Below are 19005 nucleotides of genomic sequence, written 5' to 3' on the forward strand. Positions count from 1 at the left end.
GTGTCAGAAATCGACCGTGGCCGAGAGGAGGAGGGTGCGCGGCGAGCCTTGGGAAAACGCACCGTAGGAGGCGACGCCTGACCAATACTCGCGGTCGAACAGGTTCTGCACCGTGGCGCGCAGGGTGGTCGGGTGCTCGGCGATACGCGTGCTGTAGCGTGCGCCGATGTCGAAGCGGGTCCACGCATCGAGCTGTTGGGTGTTGGCCTGGTTGACGTACTGGCTGCCGGTGTAGATGGCGCCTGTGGTGAGCGTCAGGCCCTCGACCCATGAGGTGTCCCATTCGGCCCACAGGTTGGCTTGCACGTCGGGCACGCCCACGGGTGTGTTGCCGGTGTTGGCGGCAATCGCGGTTTTGGTCAGTTGGGCATCCAGCAGGGTCACGCCACCGAGCAGGCGCGTGCCGTGGGCGACTTCGCCCAACACATTGAACTCCAGGCCACGGTTGCGCTGTTCGCCCTGTACCGAGAAGCGCCCGGCGGCCAGTTCGCCGCTGGGCTTGTGGATCTGGAACAGCGCCAGGGTCGCCATGAAGGTGCCGTAGTCGACCTTGACCCCGATCTCATGCTGTTTGGACACGTAAGGCGCAAACACCTCGCCGGCGTTGGCGGCGTTGGAAGGCGCCACGTCACCCTTGCTCAACCCTTCAAGGTAGTTGTAGTAGAACGCCACATGCTCCCAGGGCTTGAGCACTGCGCCGAACAGCGGCGTGACCTTGCTGTCGTCGTAGGTGCTGGTGGCCACGCCGGCGCTGTTGTAGTTGCTGGACTGGATACGCTGCTGGCGCAGGCCGACGGTGACTTGCACGCGTTGGTCGAGCACCGACAACGTATCGGCGATGGCTACGCCAGACAGTTCGCTGGCTGATACTTTCGGCGTGGCGGGCTTGGCGATCGCAGGCTTGGGCCGGTCCACCGGATGGTAGAGATTGGACAGCACCGGGGCCCCGGAAATAATCCCCCGCGACAGCTCGTCGCGATAACGGCTGGCCTGCACGGTGGCGCTGTGGCTGATCGGTCCGGTTTCGAAGCGCAGCCGCGCACCGGCGTCGACCGTGTAGCGCTGCACATCGAAACGGTAATAACCGGGGATCGAAGACGTGTCGCCGGCAGCGTTGATGAGGGTCGGCGTCTGGTCGGACATCCGCGCTACTGCCGATTTGCCGCCACCGGCATGGGCAAACAGTGTGAGCGCGTCGGTGAGGTCGTATTCACCGTTCAGCAGCGCGGATTTATCTCGCGTGCGCGACCAGCCCCAGTCCTGGCTGACGTTGGTGCGGCCGTTGGCGGCGGAGGGGACGTCGACGCCGGCAGCAATCAGGAAGGGGCGCGAGGCGGCGTCGAGTTTCTCCTGCTGGGAAATCAGATCAAGGCTGGTGCGCAGGCGTTCGCCCTGGTAGTCCAGGGACAGCGCGCCAATGCCTATATCGCGCGACTGCTGGTCGATCACCGTGTCACCGTTCTGCAGGCTACCGTTGAGGCGTACGCCGAAGCGGCGCTCGTCGCCAAAGCGCCGGCTGATATCGAGGTGGCTGCCGACCTGCGCGTCCTGGGTGTAGCTGGCGGTGTAGCGGGTCAGGTCTTCATCCAGGGAGCGCTTGGGCACCACGTTGATCACGCCGCCTACCGCGCTGTTGGGTGACATGCCGTACAGCAGCGCACCGGGGCCTTTGACCACTTCGATGCGCTCGGCGTAGTCGGTAAACACCCGGTAGTTGGAGGCCACGCCGTACACGCCGTCGAACGCCAGTTCTCCCAGGTTGCCTTCACCCACCGGGAAACCGCGGATGAAGAACGAGTCGACAATCCCGCCCGTCTGCCCGGTGGAGCGCACCGAGGAATCACGCTCCAGCACATTGCCGACCGTGGTTGCCTGCTGGTCCTGGATCAGCGCGGCGGTGTAGGCGCTGACACTGAACGGCGCATCTATCACGTCGGTATTGCCCAGCATGCCCAGGCGCGCGCCGGTGGCTGCCTGGCCGCCGGCATACAGCGGCGGCAGGTCGCTGGCGCGTGGCTCGGGGGCGCTGACGGTGATGTCCGAAAGCGTGACTTGACCCGGCACCAGGGTGTAGCTGCCGTCGCTGCGCTGCACCATGTCCAGGCCACTGCCGGCCAACAGCCGCGTGACCGCTTCCTGGGGCGAGTAACGGCCGGATAAGCCTGGGCTGGTCAGGCCCTCGGTGAGTGCCGGGAGAAATGACAGGGCAATACCGGCGTCCACGGCAAAGCTCGACAACGTGGCGCCGAGCGGGCCGGGGTCGATGTGGTAGGTGCGCACCGTCACGCTGTCCCATTGCGCCGGCACGTCCGCCAGGGCGGCACCGGCCAGGGCCAGGCTGAGCAGCGCGCTGCGAATCACAAGCATGGAGGGCAGCCCTATGGACGAAAGGGAAAAGGGGTATGAGTGTTTGCCAGCCGAGCGCGAAAAAAGTATCACCCGCGGCGCGTTTTATTTTGGCGCCGCCTCAAGCCGGCGACAGGCTGACCCAATAACCGTTCAAATGGCCGCTGGCGCGCACCGGGTAGGTCTGCACCAGCATGTTCAAGGTGCGCTGGGTATCGGCGATGGGGAAGGCCCCGGAAATACGCAGGTTTGCAATGGCCGGGTCGTAGCGCACGAAGCCACGCCGATAGCGGGTCAGTTCCGCGACAAAGTCTGCCAGGCGCATGTTGTCGGCCATCAGCATGCCTTGGGTCCAGGCGCTGATATTGCGGTCGGCGGGGGTGAGCGCGCCGAACTGTTGCGCGGAAAAATCCGTGCGTTGCCCGGCGCTGACGATCAGTGGCGCGCTCTGGCTATTGTCGGCCAGCTTCACTTTGACCGCGCCCTCAAGCACCGCCAGATGCGTGCGTGCGCCCCGTTCGCGTACGGTAAAACGCGTGCCCAGGGCGTGCATATGGCCCTGGCGGGTGCTGACCAGGAACGGGCGGGATGCATCCTGTGCGGTCTGCACCAGTATTTCACCTTCGCGCAGGCTCACCAGGCGTTGCTGGGTGTCGAACCGCACGTCGATGGCGGTCTCGGTGTTGAGGGTCAGGCGCGAGCCGTCGGCCAGGGTCAGTTCGCGACGTTCGCCGATGCGGGTGCGGTAGTCGGCGCTCCATTGCTGGGACTGCGCCAGTTTCCAGCTGCCCCAGCCCACCGGCATTACCGCCAGCAACAAGGCCAGTTTGCCCAGGGCTTCGCGGCGTTGGGGGTTGCTCGGGCGGTCCAGCGCCGACATCGCCAGGGACGGCGGCAGGCCACCGAGCTTGCTTTGCAGCAATTGCGCGCGCGCCCAAGCCCGGCCACGCTCAGGGCTGCTGACCTTCCAGCGCTCCCACTCGGCGCGTTCGCTGGCGCTCAATTCGTTCTCGCTCAGGCGCATCAGCCATTCGGCGGCCTCTTCAAGGGCGTCGGTGGGCAGCGGCGGTTCCTTGCCCAGGCTGAGCACTTATTCCACCCGCATCAGGCACTGGACGAGTGCCTGTTTCATGTAGCGCTTGACGGTAATCAGCGACACGCCCAATTGCTCGGCGATGTCCTGGTATTTGAGGCCGTTGAGCTGCGACAGCAGGAACGCACGCTTGACCAGCGGCGGCAGCGCGTCAAGCATTGCGTCGATTTCGTGCAGGGTCTCCAGCACCAGAAAGTGCGCTTCCGGCGACGGCACCTCGTGGGCCGGCACGCTGGCGAGCGCTTCCAGATAGGCACGTTCCAGGGCCTTGCGCTGGTACCAGTTGACCAGGATGCCCTTGGCCACGCAGCTCAGGTAGGCGCGTGGCTGGTCAATCACCGTGACCTGCGAGGCCAGGATGCGGGTGAAGGTGTCCTGGGCCAGGTCCGCCGCATCCATGGCATTGCCGAGTTTGCGTTTGAGCGTGGCGTACAGCCAGCCGTGATGGCCGCTGTACAGCGCCTCGATTGCGCGCAGGTGAGGGGTGTTATCGGCGGGAAGGCTTTCGCTCATGGCGCGCAACCGTGCAATTGAGAAGTATTCCCAATGCTAAGTGCAAACCCATCGGTTGCGCAACGCGAGAATCGCAATCAGCGCCATGGCATAGGCCACACACACAAACAGGTAGGTGTACGCCAAGCCATAGACCTGGCTGAGCAAGCCGCCGGCGCAGATACCCACGATCGAGGCAAATTGCGCCGTGCCCTGGGCGATCCCCAGCACATGGCCTTGCTGCGTGCTGTCGGCGGTCCTTGAAACCAGCGCCATCAGTACCGGCGTGGTCGCGCCCAGCAATACGCCCCAGACAAAATAGGCGAGCACAAACACCAGCGGGTTGCGGGTGAGGCCGGCGAGGGCTGTCAGCGCGATGCAGCCGGCCACCACCCAGGTGAGGCGGCGCAAGCTGTCTGCCTGGCTGCGACCTTCGAACTGGCGCGCCCAGGCGGTGGCCGACAGGATAAAACCCAGGGCCAGCAAGCCGTAGCACAGGCCGACCAGGGCATTGCTGACGGCGAACGTCGTACTCACATACAGCGCGAACGAGGTCTGCGGCAGCATCCGCGCCAGCAGCAGAATGCCCATCACCGTCAACAGCGGCAGCAGGGCCGAGGCCTGCCAGGTGCCGCCCGTTGAGGGGGCTGTGGTTTTCTTCACCGGTGGCACGTTCGGCAAGGTCAGCGCTGCAATCACCGTGCACACCGCACAGAGCGCCGCGGCGCTGAGGTTGATCCAGAAGAACGTCGCATGGTCGAGGATCAAGCCGCCGACCACGGCGCCGAGCAGCGAGCCGACGTTGGTGGAAATCTGCAGCAGTGCGAACAGCCGTGCACGCCGTGACGGCACCTCGATACTCACGCCATACGCCTGGGCCGGGGCGATGTAGCCGGCACAGGCGCCTTGCAGAAAACGCAGCACCAGAATAGTCCAGAGGTCGCTGAACAAGGCCAGCCCCAGTTGCGTCAGGGTCAGGCCCGCCAGTGCGCGAATCATCATCAGCTTGTGGCCGTAGCGATCGCCGATGCGGCCCCAGAACGCGCTGGTCAACAGAATGCCGAGCATCGGCCCCACGTACACGGCGACGCTGGCGAAGCTGAACAGCGTGTCGGAGTCGGTCAGTTGGCGTAAATGCACCGGCCAGAACGGCCCGCTCATTTCCATGGCGCCCATGGACACAAGCTGGATCGTGAACAGCAGGGCAATCAGGACGCGGGTGGGTGGCATGGAGCAGTCTCGCTATACAAAAAAGTCGCGGCTGGGGTGATACTTTTTCACGCGTCGACTGGCATCAAGCGTAATTCTCACTTCACTTGATCAAAGGGCCCTGACGTCATGCCTGTTGCCAGCCGGTTAACCCTCGCTATTCGTACCGCCCTGTTGCTGGCTGCTGCCAGTGGCAACGCCTGGGCCGCCACCGCCGAGTCAACCGACGACAGCGCGCAGAGCCTGACCCTTGACGCGACGAACGTCAACGCCCGCTATCTGGGCCCCACCGACCTGCCCGAGGTGCTCGCTGGCGGCCAGGTGGCCCGTGGCGCGCGCCTGGGCATGCTGGGCAACAAGGACGTGATGGACACGCCGTTCAGCGTGACCAGCTACACTGCCAAGACCCTCGCCGACCTGCAGACGGTGACCGTGGCCGATGCCCTGGAGCGCGACCCCTCGGTGCGTTCTACCGGGCAGACTGGCGGTATTGTCGACTCGTTTTTCGTGCGGGGTTTTGCGATTGGCGAGGGCAACCTGGGCGAGTTGGCCTATGACGGCGTGTATGGCGTGGCCCCCAACTACCGCGCATTCACCGAGTACGCCGAGCGCGTCGAAGTGCTCAAGGGGCCGGGGGCGCTGATGTACGGCATCTCGCCCAACAGCGGCGTGGGCGGTGTGATCAATATCGTGCCCAAGCGCCCGCTGGACCAGGACCTGACGCGCTTTACCGGCAGTTATGCCTCCGACACCCAAGTCGGCGGTCACCTGGATATCAGCCGCCGTTTCGGTGAGGAAAACCAGTTTGGTGTGCGCTTCAACGGCAGCCTGCAAGGGGGCGACACCGCCGTGGACGATCAGCATCGCGACGTGGGGGTGGGCGCCATTGCCCTGGATTATCGCGGCGAGCGCCTGCGCCTGAACCTGGACTACATCAGCCAGAAAGAAAGTTTTGAAGGCGCCTCGCGCCCGTTCACCCTGGCGCCGGGCGTGCAGGTGCCTTCGGCCCCGAATGGCCGCACCAGCCTGCCGCAGAAGTGGGGCTGGTCGGACACCAAGGAGCAATCGGCCTTGCTCGGCGGTGAATATGACCTCAGCGATTCGCTCACCGTGTTCGCCCATGCCGGCGGCGGGCGGTCGGATGTCAAGCGCCTGTCGGACCAGGTGCCGCGCATCCTCAATGATGCTGGCGACACCAGTAATATTCCGGGTTACTACAAGTTCAACGTCGACCGTTCCACCGCCGATGTGGGCCTGCGTGCGCAGTTCGCCACCGGCCCGATCACCCACACCACCACGCTGATGGCGACCCGTTACCAGGATGAGCTGTCTCGCGGCATCAACAACGGCACCGAAATCCGCTCCAACATCTACCACCCGGTGGACACGCCCAAGCAAAACCTGCGGGCGCCGAAAGTGCTGCGCATCTCCGAATCGGAGCTGTCCGGCGTGGCGCTCACCGACACCCTGGGCTTTCTCGATGAGCGCATCCAGTTGACCCTGGGCGTGCGGCGCCAAGACATCGAGTCGCGTAACTACAACGCCGCAGGCGCGGTGAGTTCGCGCTACAAGGACGCTGCGACCACGCCTTTGGTGGGCGTGGTGGTCAAGCCCTGGGATGACGTGTCGCTCTACTACAACTATGTCGAGGGGTTGAGCAAAGGCGATATCGCGCCGGGTACGGCCAGCAATGCCGGTGAAACCTTCGCGCCTTATGAATCCAAGCAGCACGAACTGGGCGTGAAGTATGAACACGGCACCCTCATGACCACCCTGGCGTTATTCCAGATCGAGAAGCCCAGCGGCGAATTGGGCGCCAACGGTGTGTACTCCGTGCAGGCCGAGCAGCGCAACCGTGGTGTCGAGCTGAGCGTATACGGCGAAGTGGCGCCTGGCACGCGCTTGATGGGCGGCGTGACCTTCCTCGATGGCGAGCTGACCCAGTCGGCGAGCGCCGCCAACCGAGGCAACAAACCGGTCGGCGTGCCCGATATCCAGGCCAACCTGTGGGCCGAGTACGACACCCCGTGGCTGGAAGGTTTTACCCTCACCGGCGGGGCGATCTACACCGACAGCCAATATGTCAACCAGGCCAACACCCAGGAGCTGGATGCCTGGACGCGCATTGATGCCGGCGTCCGCTACGCGACCAAGATCGAAGGGCGGCCCACCACCTTGCGCGCCACCGTGCAGAACGTATTTGACCGCGAGTACTGGTCGGGCGTCGCGTCTTACGGCGCCTTCTCGCCGGGGTATCCACGTACTTTGCAGCTGTCGGCGACGGTGGACTTTTAACCCTGCCGCCTAGCGGAACCCGCCCGAGAGTTTGTCCTTCAGGTAGTTGACCAACGCACTCACCGACTTGGGTACATGGGGCGAGTAGGGCCGAATCAGGTAGATCTCATCGGCAAACGCGCCCTTGAGGGTCCAGTCCTTGAGCACCTGCACCAACTGACCAGCGGCCAGCGCCGCCTGGGCGCTGAAGTCCGGGAGCAGGGCGATGCCCAGGTGGTTGAGTGCGGCGTCGCGCAAGGCTTCGCTGTTATTAGTGGCGAAGCTGCCGGCGATAGGCACGGTGAGGCGCTCGAGGGGCTGGCTGCCGCGTTCAAAGGTCCAGGCGGGCTGGTCGGTGCCGCGTGGGTAAAACAGGCAGTTGTGGGCCGACAGCTCGCCCGGCTCCCGGGGTTTGCCGTGGCGTTGCAGGTAATCATGGGTGGCGACCAGCACCGAAGTGGTGTCGCACAGCTTCCAGGCCACGTGGGTTTCGGGCACCTGGAAGCCGTGGCGCACCGCCAGGTCGTAACCCTCGGCGGCCAATGAGCTCAAGGCATCGGAGACGTCCAATTGGATACGCACCTGAGGGTACAGCTGCAAAAAGCCGGACAGGTGCGGCACCAGTTGTTGCCGGGCGAACGCCACGGGGGCGGTCAGGCGCACCAGCCCGCGTATTTCCCCGACCGAGTCGCGCACCGAGGAAAAACTGCGGGCGATCTGCGCGTAGGCGCTGCGTACTTCGCGGGTCAACGACAGCCCCGCATCGGTCAGCCGCACGCTGCGGGTGGTGCGCGTCACCAGCCGCGTGCCGGTGGCCTTTTCCAAGTCGGAAATGCGCTGGCTCACCGCCGATTTACTCACCCCCAGGCGCGCGGCGGCAGCGGTGTAGGTGCCTTGTTCCTCCAGCACTGACAGCCAGTGAATGTGGGTCCACAACCCTTCGATCTCAGCCTTTTCCATGGGTGTATTGTTCGCATATAAGGACAATAAGTTCTGGATTCTGCTCTGGTTCGGAACAAAGCGAAAGCCTATCGTGTGGACCAACGCCACCCATCTGGATCGACTGCCATGACTGCAACCATCGAGCACTACATCAACGACCAGCGCGTCAGCCGCGATGACCGTTACCAGGACGTCTACAACCCGGCCACCGGTGAAGTCACCGCCCGTGTGGCCCTGGCCAGCCGCCAGACCGTGGCCGAAGCCGTCGCCGCCGCCCAGGCTGCGTTTGCCGGCTGGGCCGACACCCCGCCGATCCGTCGCGCCCGCGTGTTGTTCCAATACCTGCACCTGCTGCGCGAACGCAAGGACGACCTGGCGCGCATCATCGTCGCCGAGCACGGCAAGGTGTTCACCGATGCCCAGGGCGAAGTCGACCGTGGCATCGACATTCTCGAATTTGCCTGCGGCATTCCCAACCTGCTCAAGGGCGAACACTCCGACCAGGTCTCCCGTGGCATGGACAACTGGACGATGCGCCAGCCGCTGGGCGTGGTCGCCGGCGTGACGCCGTTCAACTTCCCGGTGATGGTACCGATGTGGATGTACCCCATCGCTATTGCGGCGGGTAACACCTTTATCCTCAAGCCCAGCCCGACTGACCCGAGCGCGTCGCTGTTCATGGCCGAGTTGCTGCATGAAGCCGGCCTGCCCAAAGGCGTGTTCAATGTGGTGCAGGGTGATAAAGAATCGGTGGAAGCGCTGATCGAACACCCGGACGTCAAGGCCGTGAGCTTCGTCGGCTCCACGCCGATTGCCCAATACATCTACGAGAGCGGCGCCCGCAATGGCAAGCGCGTGCAAGGCCTGGGCGGGGCGAAAAACCATATGGTGGTGATGCCCGACGCCGATATCGAACGCACCGTGGATGCGCTGATGGGCGCCGCCTACGGCAGTGCCGGCGAGCGCTGCATGGCGATCTCGGTGGCGGTGCTGGTGGGTGATGTGGGCGACAAGGTGATCGCCGCTTTGACCGAACGCGCCAAGTTGCTGCGCATCACCGATGGCCGCGATCTCAAAGCCGAGATGGGCCCGATCGTGTCGCGGGCCGCGCTGGAACGCATCAGTGGCTACATTGAGCAGGGTGTACAAGCCGGCGCGCAGTTGCTGCTCGATGGCCGTGACTACGTGCCCACCGAACCCGGCCTGGAAAACGGCTTCTGGCTCGGCGCGACCTTGTTCGACCACGTGACCCAGGACATGAGCATCTACCGCGAAGAAATCTTCGGCCCGGTGTTGGCCTGTGTGCGCGTCAACGACTTTGCCGAAGCGGTGAAGTTGGTCAACGACCACGAGTTTGGCAACGGCGTCAGTTGCTTCACTCGCGATGGCAACATTGCTCGTGAGTTTGCGCGGCGTATCGAGGTGGGCATGGTCGGTATCAACGTGCCGATCCCGGTGCCCATGGCCTGGCACGGGTTTGGTGGCTGGAAGAAGAGCCTGTTCGGTGACATGCATGCCTACGGCACCGAGGGTGTGCGCTTCTACACCAAGCAGAAGTCGATCATGCAACGCTGGTCGGAGAGCATCGAGCAGGGCGCGGAGTTTGCAATGCCGGTGTCCAAGTAAGGTTTAAGCTGTGCTGCTGGATCTGATGTGGGAAGGCTCAAGCCCTCCCACATTTTTTTTGCCTGTTGACGGTGAAACACATAAAAGTCCAGTATGGAATTATAAGTACAAAATAGCTGCTGCACGTTTTTCTTCACTCTTGCCAAACCAACAACAACTTGCGAGAACCCCTCCATGAAGAAACGCCATCTCCTTCCCGCCCTGGCCCTGAGCCTGTTTGCTTCCAGCCACCTGCTGGCCGCCGAGAAAACCCTGCGTATCGGTATCGAGGCGGCTTACCCCCCGTTCGCCTCCAAGACCGGCGACGGCAAGATCGTCGGTTTCGACTACGACATCGGCAACGCCCTGTGCGCGCAAATGAAGGTCAAGTGCGTGTGGATCGAAGGGGAGTTCGACGGGCTGATTCCGTCCCTCAAGGTCAAGAAGATCGACATGGCGTTGTCGTCCATGACCATCAACGAAGACCGCAAGAAGTCGGTGGATTTCACCCACAAGTACTACTTCACCTCGTCGCGCCTGGTGATGAAGGACGGCGCCGTGGTGGATGACCAGTACGCCAGCCTCAAGGGCAAGAACGTCGGTGTACAGCGCGCCACCACCGACCGCTATGCCACCGAGGTGTTCGAACCCAAGGGCATCAACGTCAAGCGCTACAGCAATAACGAAGAAATCTACATGGACCTGGCAGCGGGGCGCCTGGATGCGATCTTTGCCGACACCATCCCCCTGAGCGACTTCCTGTCGATGCCGCGCGGGCAGGGTTATGCCTTTGTCGGCCCGGAGCTCAAGGACCCGAAATACGTGGGTGAGGGGGCCGGCATTGCAGTACGCAAGGGCAATGGCGAGTTGGTCAGCGAATTGAATGCGGCGATCGACGGCATTCGCGCCAGTGGCGAATACCAGAAGATTTCACAGCAGTACTTCAAGGCCGATATCTACGGCGACTGATGCAAAGACGCGGTCAATGTGGGAGCTGTCGAGCTTTAGCGAGGCTGCGAAAGCGGTGGGTCAGGCGATGCAAATGTTGACCTTGCCGGCCCCTTCGCAGCCTCGCCGGGGCTCGACAGCTCCCACAGGGAATCGGCGCCGTGGTCAGAAAGGGCTCAACCCTTGAGTTCCTTCAAGTGCTTGTAGACCGTCGCTCGCCCCATGCCCAGCACATTGGCCACATAGTTGGAGGCGCTCTTGCCCTTGAATGCGCCTTCGGCATGCAGCGCCAGCACCAGTTCGCGTTTGTGGTCGCGGGTCAACAGGTTCAGGCTCAACTGACGCTCGCGCAGCCAGGCATGCAGGAAGGTGTTGATGCGTTCCTGCCAGTCATCACGGAACAGCGCGTCCGGCTGTGCGATCAGCTTGCTTGGCGACAGGAATAAATCCAGCGCCGCCTTGGCTGTTTCGAACATTGAAATATTCAGGTTGATGCACAACACAGCCAGCCTGCGCCCTTTGTGGTCGTGCAGCACGGTGCTCAGGCTGCGGATTTTCTGGCCATCCCAGTTGAGCTTTTCGTAAGGGCCGATATTCACCTCGCTGACGTCACCGTCGAGCATGTCCTCCAGGGACGAGTCGTCACCCAGGCTGCGTTTGGACAGGTTATTGGCGATGTAATCCACGGTTTGCGTGCGCAGGTCATGCAGCACCACTTCTGCATGGGGAAAGAACAACGTGGCGATTGCATCGGCAATCGCGCGGAAGTTCTGCATGACCTTGTCTTGTTCGGCGGTGTTCATCAATGGGGCTCCAGGCGGACCGGGGAGAGCATACCAGCGTCCAGGCCGAACCGGGTCAGTGCCTCCGGCAGCGGTTCGCCGCGCGCCAGGGCGGCGCTTGCCTGGCCCATGGCGGGTGAGGTCTGGATACCATAGCCGCCTTGCGCTGCCACCCAGAACAGTCCCGGTACTTGCGGGTCAAAGCCCGACAGTAAATCACCGTCCTGCACAAAACTGCGCAGCCCGGCCCAGGTGCGCGTGGGGCGGCGGATGGTCAGGGTGGTGGCTTCCTCGATCTGGTAAATGCCCATGGCAATATCCAGCTCTTCGGGTTGCACATCCTGGGGTTCTACCGGGTCGGCGTTGGCCGGCGAGCCGAGGAACATGCCGGCATCCGGTTTCATGTAGAACGCTTCGTCGAGGGCCACCAGCATCGGCCAGTCGTGGCTGTCCATGCCCTCGGGACCAGCAAAGACAAAGGCCGAGCGGCGCTTGGGCTGCAAGCCGATGGACGCTGCGCCCGCCAGCCCGCCGATATGGTCGGCCCAGGCACCGGCGGCGTTGATGATGACCGGCGCGCTGAAGATTGCAGCCTGGGTGCGCACCTGCCACAAGCCATCGGCGTCGCGGCTCAAGCCCAGCACATGGCTGTCGGTGCGCACTTCGCCCTGGTTGCGGCGGATACCGCGCAGGTAGCCTTGATGCAGGGCGTCGGTGTCGATGTCACAGGCGGTAGGGTCGTAGATTGCCCCGTGGACTTTTTCACGGCGCAGGATCGGCAAGCGTGCACAGGCTTCATCGACCGTCAGGCGCTGCACCTGCGCCACGGTGGCCTTGGCGCTCAGGTACTGGCTGTCGAGTTCGGCCGGGTCACCGTTGAAATCCACGGTCATTTCGCCCCGGGGCGTCAGCAGTGGGTGTTCGCAAAAGCCTGCGGGTGGCTGGTCGAAGAAGGCCCGGCTGGCCAAGGTCAGCGCCCGCACTTGCGGGGTGCCATACGCGGCGGTGTAGAGCGCCGCCGAACGCCCGGTGGAGTGATAGGCCGGGTGATTTTCACGCTCCAGCACCAGAACCTTGCCGTGCTGCGACAACCAGAACCCGGTGGACGCGCCGGCGATGCCGCCGCCGATAATGATGAAGTCTGCCTGGCTCATGAAGATCTCCTGAAATAAGCATTGTAGGAGCGAGCTTGCTCGCGAAAAACGTTAACGATAACGCGCCCATCCTGTGTAAACGCAGTAGCTGTGAGGTCTTCGCGAGCAAGCTCGCTCCTACAGTCGGTACAGGGCATTGGCCAGGGCGATGTCTTCCAGGCCCAGGCCAATGGAGCGGAAAAACACGTGACGATCGTAGTCCGGGCGCTGGGCCATGTCGCTGAACAACTCGGGCAGGTCGCCGACAATTGTGCGTTTGTCCCAGCCGTGCTGTTCGCTGGCGATCAGCATCTCACCGGCCGAATCCGGGGTGGTCTGGCGGTAGTCGCAGAACACGTGCATCTGGTTGAGGCAGTGCGGCGGCACTTCATGGGCGCGTGGCGCGTTGGTGCTGATGGAGGTGATCAACGCGGGTTTGCTCAAGCGTGACGGGTCGATGACCGGGCCAGCGGACGAGGTGCACAGCAGGATCACATCCGCGTCTTCAAGGGCGGCCTCGCAGGTGGCGGCGAGGGTCAGGCGCGGGTCCAGGCAGGCCAACTGCGCGCGTGTTTCGGCGCTGGCGCTGTCCAGGCTCGGTGAGTACAGGCAGATTTGCTGCCAGTCGCGTAGGTTCTGCACATAACGCAGGTGCGCTTGGGCGACCTTGCCGCTGCCGATAATCGCCAAACGTTGCGCCGCCGCCGGAGCCAGCGCATCCACCGCCAAGGCCGTGGTGGCGGCGGTGCGTGCGGTGGTCAATTCAGCGGCATCGCACAACAGCAACGGCTGGCCGCTGTGCATCGACATCAACAGGGTCCAGGCCGTCACCAACGGGCCTTGCTCACGCACGATGTAGGGCGAAGTCTTGACCCCGTACACCCCGTCTTCGGCCAATACGCCCAAGTAGTTGATGAAATCCCCGGCACCCTGGGGAAACTCCACCAATTGTTGCGCCGGCTGCACCGCGTGCCCGGCGGCGAGGTCGCGGAACAGCTTGCGCAGGATCAACGGCACGTCGACTTGAGCCAGCAAGGTACGGGCCTGGGCTTGGTCGATAACGAGGGGCGTCGTGGACATGGGGTTCTCCGTATAAACTAATTTGTCCATTATGGACATTTAGTTTTTATCCGCAATAACCCGAGGGAAAAATGAGATCAATGTGGGAGCCATGAAGATCAGATGTGGGAGCTGGCTTGCCTGCGATGGCGTTAGTACAGCAGCAAATGCAATGACTGACACACCGCCTTCGCAGGCAAGCCCGCTCCCACAGTTTTAACCGCGTTTAGGCAGTGGCCTTGGTGCCGGTCAGGCACTCGATGGAGCGATCTACGGTGGTTTTTGCAATTTCCAGCAAATGCCACACCGCCAGGATCTTCGCCCGCTCAGGGCTTTGCAGCAGCTCGCCGCAATCCAGCGCCGTGGCAGAGGCACTGTCGAGCAGGCTGGCGGTGTAGAGCAGGGCGTCCTCGAAACTCAGGTCTTCGTTGACACAGTGGAAGCCTTGGGTAGGCAGGTAATGGTCGATGGCGCGGTTGAAGGCGGCGCGGTCTTTTGCGGGATCGATGGGTGGGTCTGGTAGTACTTTATTCATGGTATAGCTCCGGAATGTTCATGGAGCCGACACGCTTCGCGACTAAACGTAGGGTGGCGGCTGTACGCAGGTTAGTCGACCGGTCCAGAGCATCCGGCGCACCCGAGGGCGCCCCGCGCACAGCCACCATAAAAACGTTATGGGACCAAACGCTTGCTCGAATCCGGGCGACTAAACCCGATCACTGATTTGGCAGTGACGGACCGCAGACTAGCCACCGATTCCAGCAGGCACAAGGCGGCAAGGATTGTCTAGGAAACGTCCTGCAATTTAAAGGGACACGCCTTGCTGGCCCTTTACAAACCATGACCAAATGCCACTAACCCACGCTGCAATACGATCAATGTGGCTTGCCTGCAATCGCCGCTAACCACGATGCGAAGCGAGCCGCTCTTGATCTTGATCTGCTTTTGATCTTAAGCGCCCCGTCAAACCACGCTGGCCGGAATTCGACAGTGATTTGGGGGGTAAACCGGCAGGGATGCCGGTTTAGCAGCCCCGCGCCATGGATGGCGCGTGGCGGCGGCCCCCCAAATCACTGGCGGATTACGGGCACACCGAGCCTAGGCGAGGTGCCGAGTGGTGGGGCAAGAGCCTTTTGCTTACTTTTGGGCTCTTTTCAAAAGTGAGCCGCTGTCAGAGCGGAACCCTAGGTGGCCGTTACCGCAGGAATGGATATGCACACAATTCAACTGTGTTGACTGCCAGGCCGCCTTCGCAGGCAAGCCAGCTCCCACAGTTTGACCGTGGGGTGTCAGGTAGATGGAGATCAGCTGTCAGGCCGTTATTGCAGGCAAGCCAGCTCCCACAGGTAATCGATGATGTTCTGGCGGACGAGTTACCGCCTGCCCGAGCGCGTGCTCACATCCACCCACACCGCCAGCACCAAAATGCTGCCCTTGACGATCATCTGCCAGTAGCTGTCCACATCCAGCATCGACATGCCGTTGTCCAAACTGGTAATCACCAATGCCCCAAGCAACGCGCCATACACCGTGCCCGAACCACCGCGCATCGAGGTGCCACCAATAAAGCACGCGGCGATGGCGTCGAGTTCGCCCATGTTACCGGCCGACGGTGAGCCCGCCGCGAGGCGCGCGGTGTTGACCAGGCCAGCGAGGGCGCACATCACGCCCATAATGCCGAAGATCCACAGTTTTACCGCTTGCACATTGATGCCCGACAGCCGCGTGGCCTCCATATTGCTGCCCACCGCATACACCCGGCGGCCGAACACGGTCTGGTGCGTGACATAGCTGAACACCCCCAGCAGCGCCAGCAACAGCAGCACCGGCACGGGGATGCCGTCGTAGCGGTTGAGGGTGGTGACAAAGCCTGCGAGCACCGCGCCAATCAGCACCACGCGCAGTGCATCGCGCAGCCGTGAATGCGCGGCCAACCCATGCAGCGCACGGTTGCGCCGTTGTTTCCAGGTGAGGAACAGTGTCAGGGCAAACAACAATACGCCAAGCCCGATGCCGACGTTGTGGGGCAAATACCCCTGGCCCACATACACCAGCGACGGCGACACCGGCGCAATGGTGGTGCCGCCGGTAATCCCCAGCAGTATCCCGCGAAACGCCAACATCCCGCCTAGGCCGACGATGAACGAGGGGATGCGCAGGTAAGCGGTCATGTAGCCGTTGGCCAAGCCGATCATCAAGCCGCACAGCGCCACCAGGCTCAGGTTGGCCAATAGCGGCACGTGATAGACCACATCCAGAATCGCCGCCAGCCCGCCCAACAGCCCGAGCAACGAGCCCACCGACAAGTCGATCTCGCCGCTGATAATCACCAGCACCATGCCGCACGCTAATATTCCGGTGATCGACATCTGCCGCAGCAGGTTGGAGAGGTTGCGCGGGGTGAGAAAACCACCCTCGGTCTGCCAACTGAAAAACAACCAGATGAACGCCACGGCGATTACCAGCGCGAGCATCTTGTAGCGGGTAAAAAGATGTTTGACCTGATTCATCTACGCGGTCTTCCGATCATTAGGGTTATGGCTGAGCGCGGCGGCGAGCACCTGTTCCTGGGTGAGCCCTTCATTGATGAAATCTCCCCGCAACTGGCCGTCGCCAATCACCAGCACGCGGTTGGACACGCCGAGCACTTCGGCCAATTCCGAGGAGACCATGATGATCGACACGCCTTCGGCGGCCAGCGCACCCATCAGTTTGTAGATCTCGTACTTGGCGCCCACGTCCACCCCGCGTGTGGGTTCGTCGAGGATCAGCACCTTGGGCTGGGTCATCAGCATTTTCGCCAGCACGGCCTTTTGCTGGTTGCCGCCTGAGAGGCTGGTGATCGGCAGCGACGGGCTGGCGGTCTTGAGGTGCATGCGGCTGATTTGCTGGTCGATGCTGCCCAGTTCGGCTTCGGCGTTGATGCGGGTCAGGTGCGCGTAGGTGTCCAGCACCGCCAGGGTGATGTTCTGGCCCACGCCCAGGTCGGGGATGATGCCTTGGCGCTTGCGATCTTCGGGCACCATGCACAGCCCGGCGCGGATCGACTTGAGCGGCGTGCGCGTGTCGATCACCTGACCCTCCAGCCACACCTCGGCGCTGTAGCGCCCGGGGTAGGCGCCGAACAGCGCCGACACCAACTCCGTGCGCCCGGCCCCCACCAAGCCGGCGATGCCAAGGATTTCACCGCGCCTGAGCACGAAGGAGATGTCGTCGACGCGCTTTCGCTTGGGGTTGTCGACGTCGTAGCAGGTGACGTTACGCGCCTCGAAAATTACCTCGCCCACCTCATGGGGCTCGGTGGGGTAGAGGTTGCTCATTTCGCGGCCGACCATCTGCGTGATGATCCGGGGGATGTCCATGTCGGCCATGGCGGTGGTCGCGATGTGCTTGCCGTCGCGAATTACTGCAATGGTGTCGCACACCGCCGCCACTTCATCGAGCTTGTGCGAGATATACACACAGGCCACGCCCTTGGCCTTGAGGCCCCGGACAGTGTCCAGCAGCACCTCGATTTCGCCACGGGTCAGGGCCGAGGAGGGCTCGTCGAGGATCAACAGGCGCGCCTGTTTATTCAGCGCCTTGGCGATCTCCACCAATTGCTGGTAGCCGCCGCCATACTGCGACACCGGCAGCGCCACATTCATGTCCGGCACCTTGAGTTCACGCATCAACGCCTCGGCGCGGTGCAACATCGCCGGGTAGTTCATGCGCCCACCGGGCAGGGTCAGTTCGTGGCCCATGAAAATGTTCTCGGCCACCGACAGGTCGGGCACCAGGGTCAGTTCCTGATGAATGATGACAATCCCGGCGGCCTCGGTTTCGCGGATGGACTGGGCCTTGAGCGGCTGCCCATCCCAGAGGATTTCCCCCTCCCAGGTGCCGTGCGGGTACACCGCCGACAGCACCTTCATCAAGGTGGATTTACCCGCACCGTTTTCACCGCACAGGCCCACACACTCCCCAGGTTTGACCTTGATGTCGATGCCGTTAAGGGCGTTGACACCGCCAAAGCTTTTGACGATGCCGTTCATTTGTAGCAGGTAATCGGCGGCCACGGTCATTGCCCGGCGATCTGCTCTTTGGTGTAGAAACCGTCCTTTTCCAACAGGTCGATGTTGGCTTTGGTCAACGGCGTCGGCGTAAGCAGGATGGTGTCGACCTTCTTGCTGCCATTGTCGTATTGCGAGCTGTAGGTCGGTTGTTCGCTGCGTGCCAACTGCACCGAAAGTTTGGCCGCTTCGGTGGCGATCAGCTTGAGCGGTTTGTACACGGTCATGGTCTGGGTGCCATCGATCACGCGCTTGATCGCCGCGAGGTCAGCGTCCTGGCCGGAGATCGGTACCTTGCCCGCCAGTTTCTGCGCGGCCAGGGCCTGGATCGCACCGCCGGCGGTGGCGTCGTTGGAGGCGACGATGGCGTCGATCTTGTTGTCGTTACGGGTCAGGGCGTTTTCGACAATGCTCAAGGCCTCGGTGGGGTTCCATTCCTTGACCCATTGCTGGCCGACGATCTTGATATCGCCTTTGTCGATGGCCGGTTGCAGCACCTTCATCTGACCTTCGCGCAGCACCTTGGCGTTGTTGTCCGTCGGCGCGCCGCCCAGCAGGAAGTAATTGCCCTTGGGCGCCGCTTGCAACACGCCGCTGGCCTGCATCTCGCCGACTTTTTCGTTATCGAAAGAAATGTAGGCGTCGATGTCGGCATTGAGGATCAGGCGATCATAGGACACCACCTTGATCCCGGCTTTCTTGGCTTCGGCCACCGCATTGGTCAGCACCGTGGCGTTGAACGGCACGATCACGATCACATCGACGCCCCGGGAGATCAGGTTTTCGATCTGGGCAATCTGCTTCTGTTCGTTGGCATCGGCAGACTGCACGAACACCTTGGCGTCGAGCTTTTCCGCGGCGGCGACAAAGTAATCACGGTCGCGGGACCAGCGCTCCAGGCGCAGGTCGTCGATGGAAAAACCGATTTTCGGGTGCGCAGGGTCGGCCATTACCGGCAGGGCGAACAGCGCCAGGGCTGCGGCGAGCAGGGCAGGTTTGAATGACTTCATGGTGTGCGTCCTTTTATTGTTGTTGGAAAGACACTAGGGGAAGATCCTCTTTGTGGCGAG

General features: G+C 62.6%; 15 protein-coding genes. 3 read left to right on the forward strand and 12 right to left on the reverse strand.

Going from position 1 to position 19005, the window contains the following annotated elements; translation table 11 throughout:
* Positions 1-3: 3 nt before the first annotated feature.
* The 4 genes from GH769_RS07515 to GH769_RS07530 all read right to left on the reverse strand — a co-directional run bounded on the left by GH769_RS07515 (position 4) and on the right by GH769_RS07530 (position 5161).
* On the reverse strand, positions 4-2367 hold the full coding sequence (locus GH769_RS07515; RefSeq protein WP_019817275.1) for a TonB-dependent receptor: 2364 nt from the start codon (positions 2365-2367) through the stop codon (positions 4-6).
* Between the two features lie 100 nt (positions 2368-2467).
* Positions 2468-3436: a FecR domain-containing protein gene (locus GH769_RS07520; protein WP_014718050.1), complete on the reverse strand. Its 969-nt coding sequence runs from the start codon at positions 3434-3436 to the stop codon at positions 2468-2470.
* The gene (locus tag GH769_RS07525) at positions 3437-3952 is read right to left on the reverse strand and encodes a sigma-70 family RNA polymerase sigma factor (protein ID WP_003190510.1); all 516 of its coding nucleotides are present in this window, start codon (positions 3950-3952) and stop codon (positions 3437-3439) included. It abuts the gene before it with no gap.
* A 36-nt stretch (positions 3953-3988) separates the two neighbouring features.
* Positions 3989-5161 carry an MFS transporter gene (locus tag GH769_RS07530; RefSeq protein ID WP_032903500.1) on the reverse strand — a complete coding sequence of 391 codons (1173 nt, stop codon included), beginning with the start codon at positions 5159-5161 and terminating at the stop codon, positions 3989-3991.
* A 108-nt stretch (positions 5162-5269) separates the two neighbouring features.
* On the opposite strand from GH769_RS07530, the gene GH769_RS07535 reads away from it, so the two are divergent.
* On the forward strand, positions 5270-7435 hold the full coding sequence (locus GH769_RS07535; RefSeq protein WP_003190512.1) for a TonB-dependent siderophore receptor: 2166 nt from the start codon (positions 5270-5272) through the stop codon (positions 7433-7435).
* A gap of 9 nt (positions 7436-7444) precedes the next feature.
* Here the strand turns inward: GH769_RS07535 and GH769_RS07540 are convergent, their stop codons facing one another.
* Complete coding sequence (locus tag GH769_RS07540) at positions 7445-8374, reverse strand: LysR family transcriptional regulator (protein ID WP_019817276.1); 930 nt, start codon at positions 8372-8374, stop codon at positions 7445-7447.
* 108 nt (positions 8375-8482) lie between these two features.
* Here GH769_RS07540 and GH769_RS07545 point away from each other — a divergent pair, with 108 nt between their 5' ends.
* Together GH769_RS07545 and GH769_RS07550 are read left to right on the forward strand one after the other, a co-directional pair.
* Positions 8483-9982 carry a CoA-acylating methylmalonate-semialdehyde dehydrogenase gene (locus GH769_RS07545; RefSeq protein ID WP_032903501.1) on the forward strand — a complete coding sequence of 500 codons (1500 nt, stop codon included), beginning with the start codon at positions 8483-8485 and terminating at the stop codon, positions 9980-9982.
* A gap of 174 nt (positions 9983-10156) precedes the next feature.
* The gene (locus tag GH769_RS07550) at positions 10157-10930 is read left to right on the forward strand and encodes an ABC transporter substrate-binding protein (protein ID WP_032903502.1); all 774 of its coding nucleotides are present in this window, start codon (positions 10157-10159) and stop codon (positions 10928-10930) included.
* A gap of 155 nt (positions 10931-11085) precedes the next feature.
* Here GH769_RS07550 and GH769_RS07555 read toward each other — a convergent pair whose 3' ends face one another.
* The 7 genes from GH769_RS07555 to xylF form a co-directional block, all read right to left on the reverse strand.
* Positions 11086-11712, reverse strand: coding sequence for a transcriptional regulator (locus GH769_RS07555; RefSeq protein WP_003190517.1), 627 nt, complete (start codon positions 11710-11712; stop codon positions 11086-11088).
* Positions 11712-12845 carry an FAD-binding oxidoreductase gene (locus GH769_RS07560; RefSeq protein WP_032903503.1) on the reverse strand — a complete coding sequence of 378 codons (1134 nt, stop codon included), beginning with the start codon at positions 12843-12845 and terminating at the stop codon, positions 11712-11714. Before GH769_RS07560 ends, GH769_RS07555 begins: the two co-directional genes overlap by 1 nt.
* Before the next feature lie 117 nt (positions 12846-12962).
* Complete coding sequence (locus GH769_RS07565) at positions 12963-13904, reverse strand: ornithine cyclodeaminase family protein (protein WP_032903504.1); 942 nt, start codon at positions 13902-13904, stop codon at positions 12963-12965.
* A 205-nt stretch (positions 13905-14109) separates the two neighbouring features.
* Positions 14110-14418 carry a DUF6124 family protein gene (locus tag GH769_RS07570; RefSeq protein ID WP_003190524.1) on the reverse strand — a complete coding sequence of 103 codons (309 nt, stop codon included), beginning with the start codon at positions 14416-14418 and terminating at the stop codon, positions 14110-14112.
* Between the two features lie 838 nt (positions 14419-15256).
* Positions 15257-16393 carry a sugar ABC transporter permease gene (locus GH769_RS07575; RefSeq protein WP_014718057.1) on the reverse strand — a complete coding sequence of 379 codons (1137 nt, stop codon included), beginning with the start codon at positions 16391-16393 and terminating at the stop codon, positions 15257-15259.
* Positions 16394-17947 carry a D-xylose ABC transporter ATP-binding protein gene (gene xylG / locus GH769_RS07580; RefSeq protein WP_032903505.1) on the reverse strand — a complete coding sequence of 518 codons (1554 nt, stop codon included), beginning with the start codon at positions 17945-17947 and terminating at the stop codon, positions 16394-16396.
* Positions 17944-18945 carry a D-xylose ABC transporter substrate-binding protein gene (xylF, locus tag GH769_RS07585; protein WP_032903506.1) on the reverse strand — a complete coding sequence of 334 codons (1002 nt, stop codon included), beginning with the start codon at positions 18943-18945 and terminating at the stop codon, positions 17944-17946. Before xylF ends, xylG begins: the two co-directional genes overlap by 4 nt.
* Between the last annotated feature and the right edge of the window lie 60 nt (positions 18946-19005).

It is taken from the genome of Pseudomonas sp. CFSAN084952, assembly GCF_009648855.1.
Lineage (GTDB): Bacteria > Pseudomonadota > Gammaproteobacteria > Pseudomonadales > Pseudomonadaceae > Aquipseudomonas > Aquipseudomonas paracarnis.

Coding starts and splice junctions, on each gene's coding strand:
- GH769_RS07515 (WP_019817275.1), bottom strand. CDS start 2,367: ATGCTTGTGATTCGCAGCGCGCTGCTCAGCCTGGCCCTGGCCGGTGCC.
- GH769_RS07525 (WP_003190510.1), bottom strand. CDS start 3,952: ATGAGCGAAAGCCTTCCCGCCGATAACACCCCTCACCTGCGCGCAATC.
- GH769_RS07530 (WP_032903500.1), bottom strand. CDS start 5,161: ATGCCACCCACCCGCGTCCTGATTGCCCTGCTGTTCACGATCCAGCTT.
- GH769_RS07535 (WP_003190512.1), top strand. CDS start 5,270: ATGCCTGTTGCCAGCCGGTTAACCCTCGCTATTCGTACCGCCCTGTTG.
- GH769_RS07540 (WP_019817276.1), bottom strand. CDS start 8,374: ATGGAAAAGGCTGAGATCGAAGGGTTGTGGACCCACATTCACTGGCTG.
- GH769_RS07545 (WP_032903501.1), top strand. CDS start 8,483: ATGACTGCAACCATCGAGCACTACATCAACGACCAGCGCGTCAGCCGC.
- GH769_RS07550 (WP_032903502.1), top strand. CDS start 10,157: ATGAAGAAACGCCATCTCCTTCCCGCCCTGGCCCTGAGCCTGTTTGCT.
- GH769_RS07555 (WP_003190517.1), bottom strand. CDS start 11,712: ATGAACACCGCCGAACAAGACAAGGTCATGCAGAACTTCCGCGCGATT.
- GH769_RS07560 (WP_032903503.1), bottom strand. CDS start 12,845: ATGAGCCAGGCAGACTTCATCATTATCGGCGGCGGCATCGCCGGCGCG.
- GH769_RS07565 (WP_032903504.1), bottom strand. CDS start 13,904: ATGTCCACGACGCCCCTCGTTATCGACCAAGCCCAGGCCCGTACCTTG.
- GH769_RS07570 (WP_003190524.1), bottom strand. CDS start 14,418: ATGAATAAAGTACTACCAGACCCACCCATCGATCCCGCAAAAGACCGC.
- GH769_RS07575 (WP_014718057.1), bottom strand. CDS start 16,393: ATGAATCAGGTCAAACATCTTTTTACCCGCTACAAGATGCTCGCGCTG.
- xylG (WP_032903505.1), bottom strand. CDS start 17,947: ATGACCGTGGCCGCCGATTACCTGCTACAAATGAACGGCATCGTCAAA.
- xylF (WP_032903506.1), bottom strand. CDS start 18,945: ATGAAGTCATTCAAACCTGCCCTGCTCGCCGCAGCCCTGGCGCTGTTC.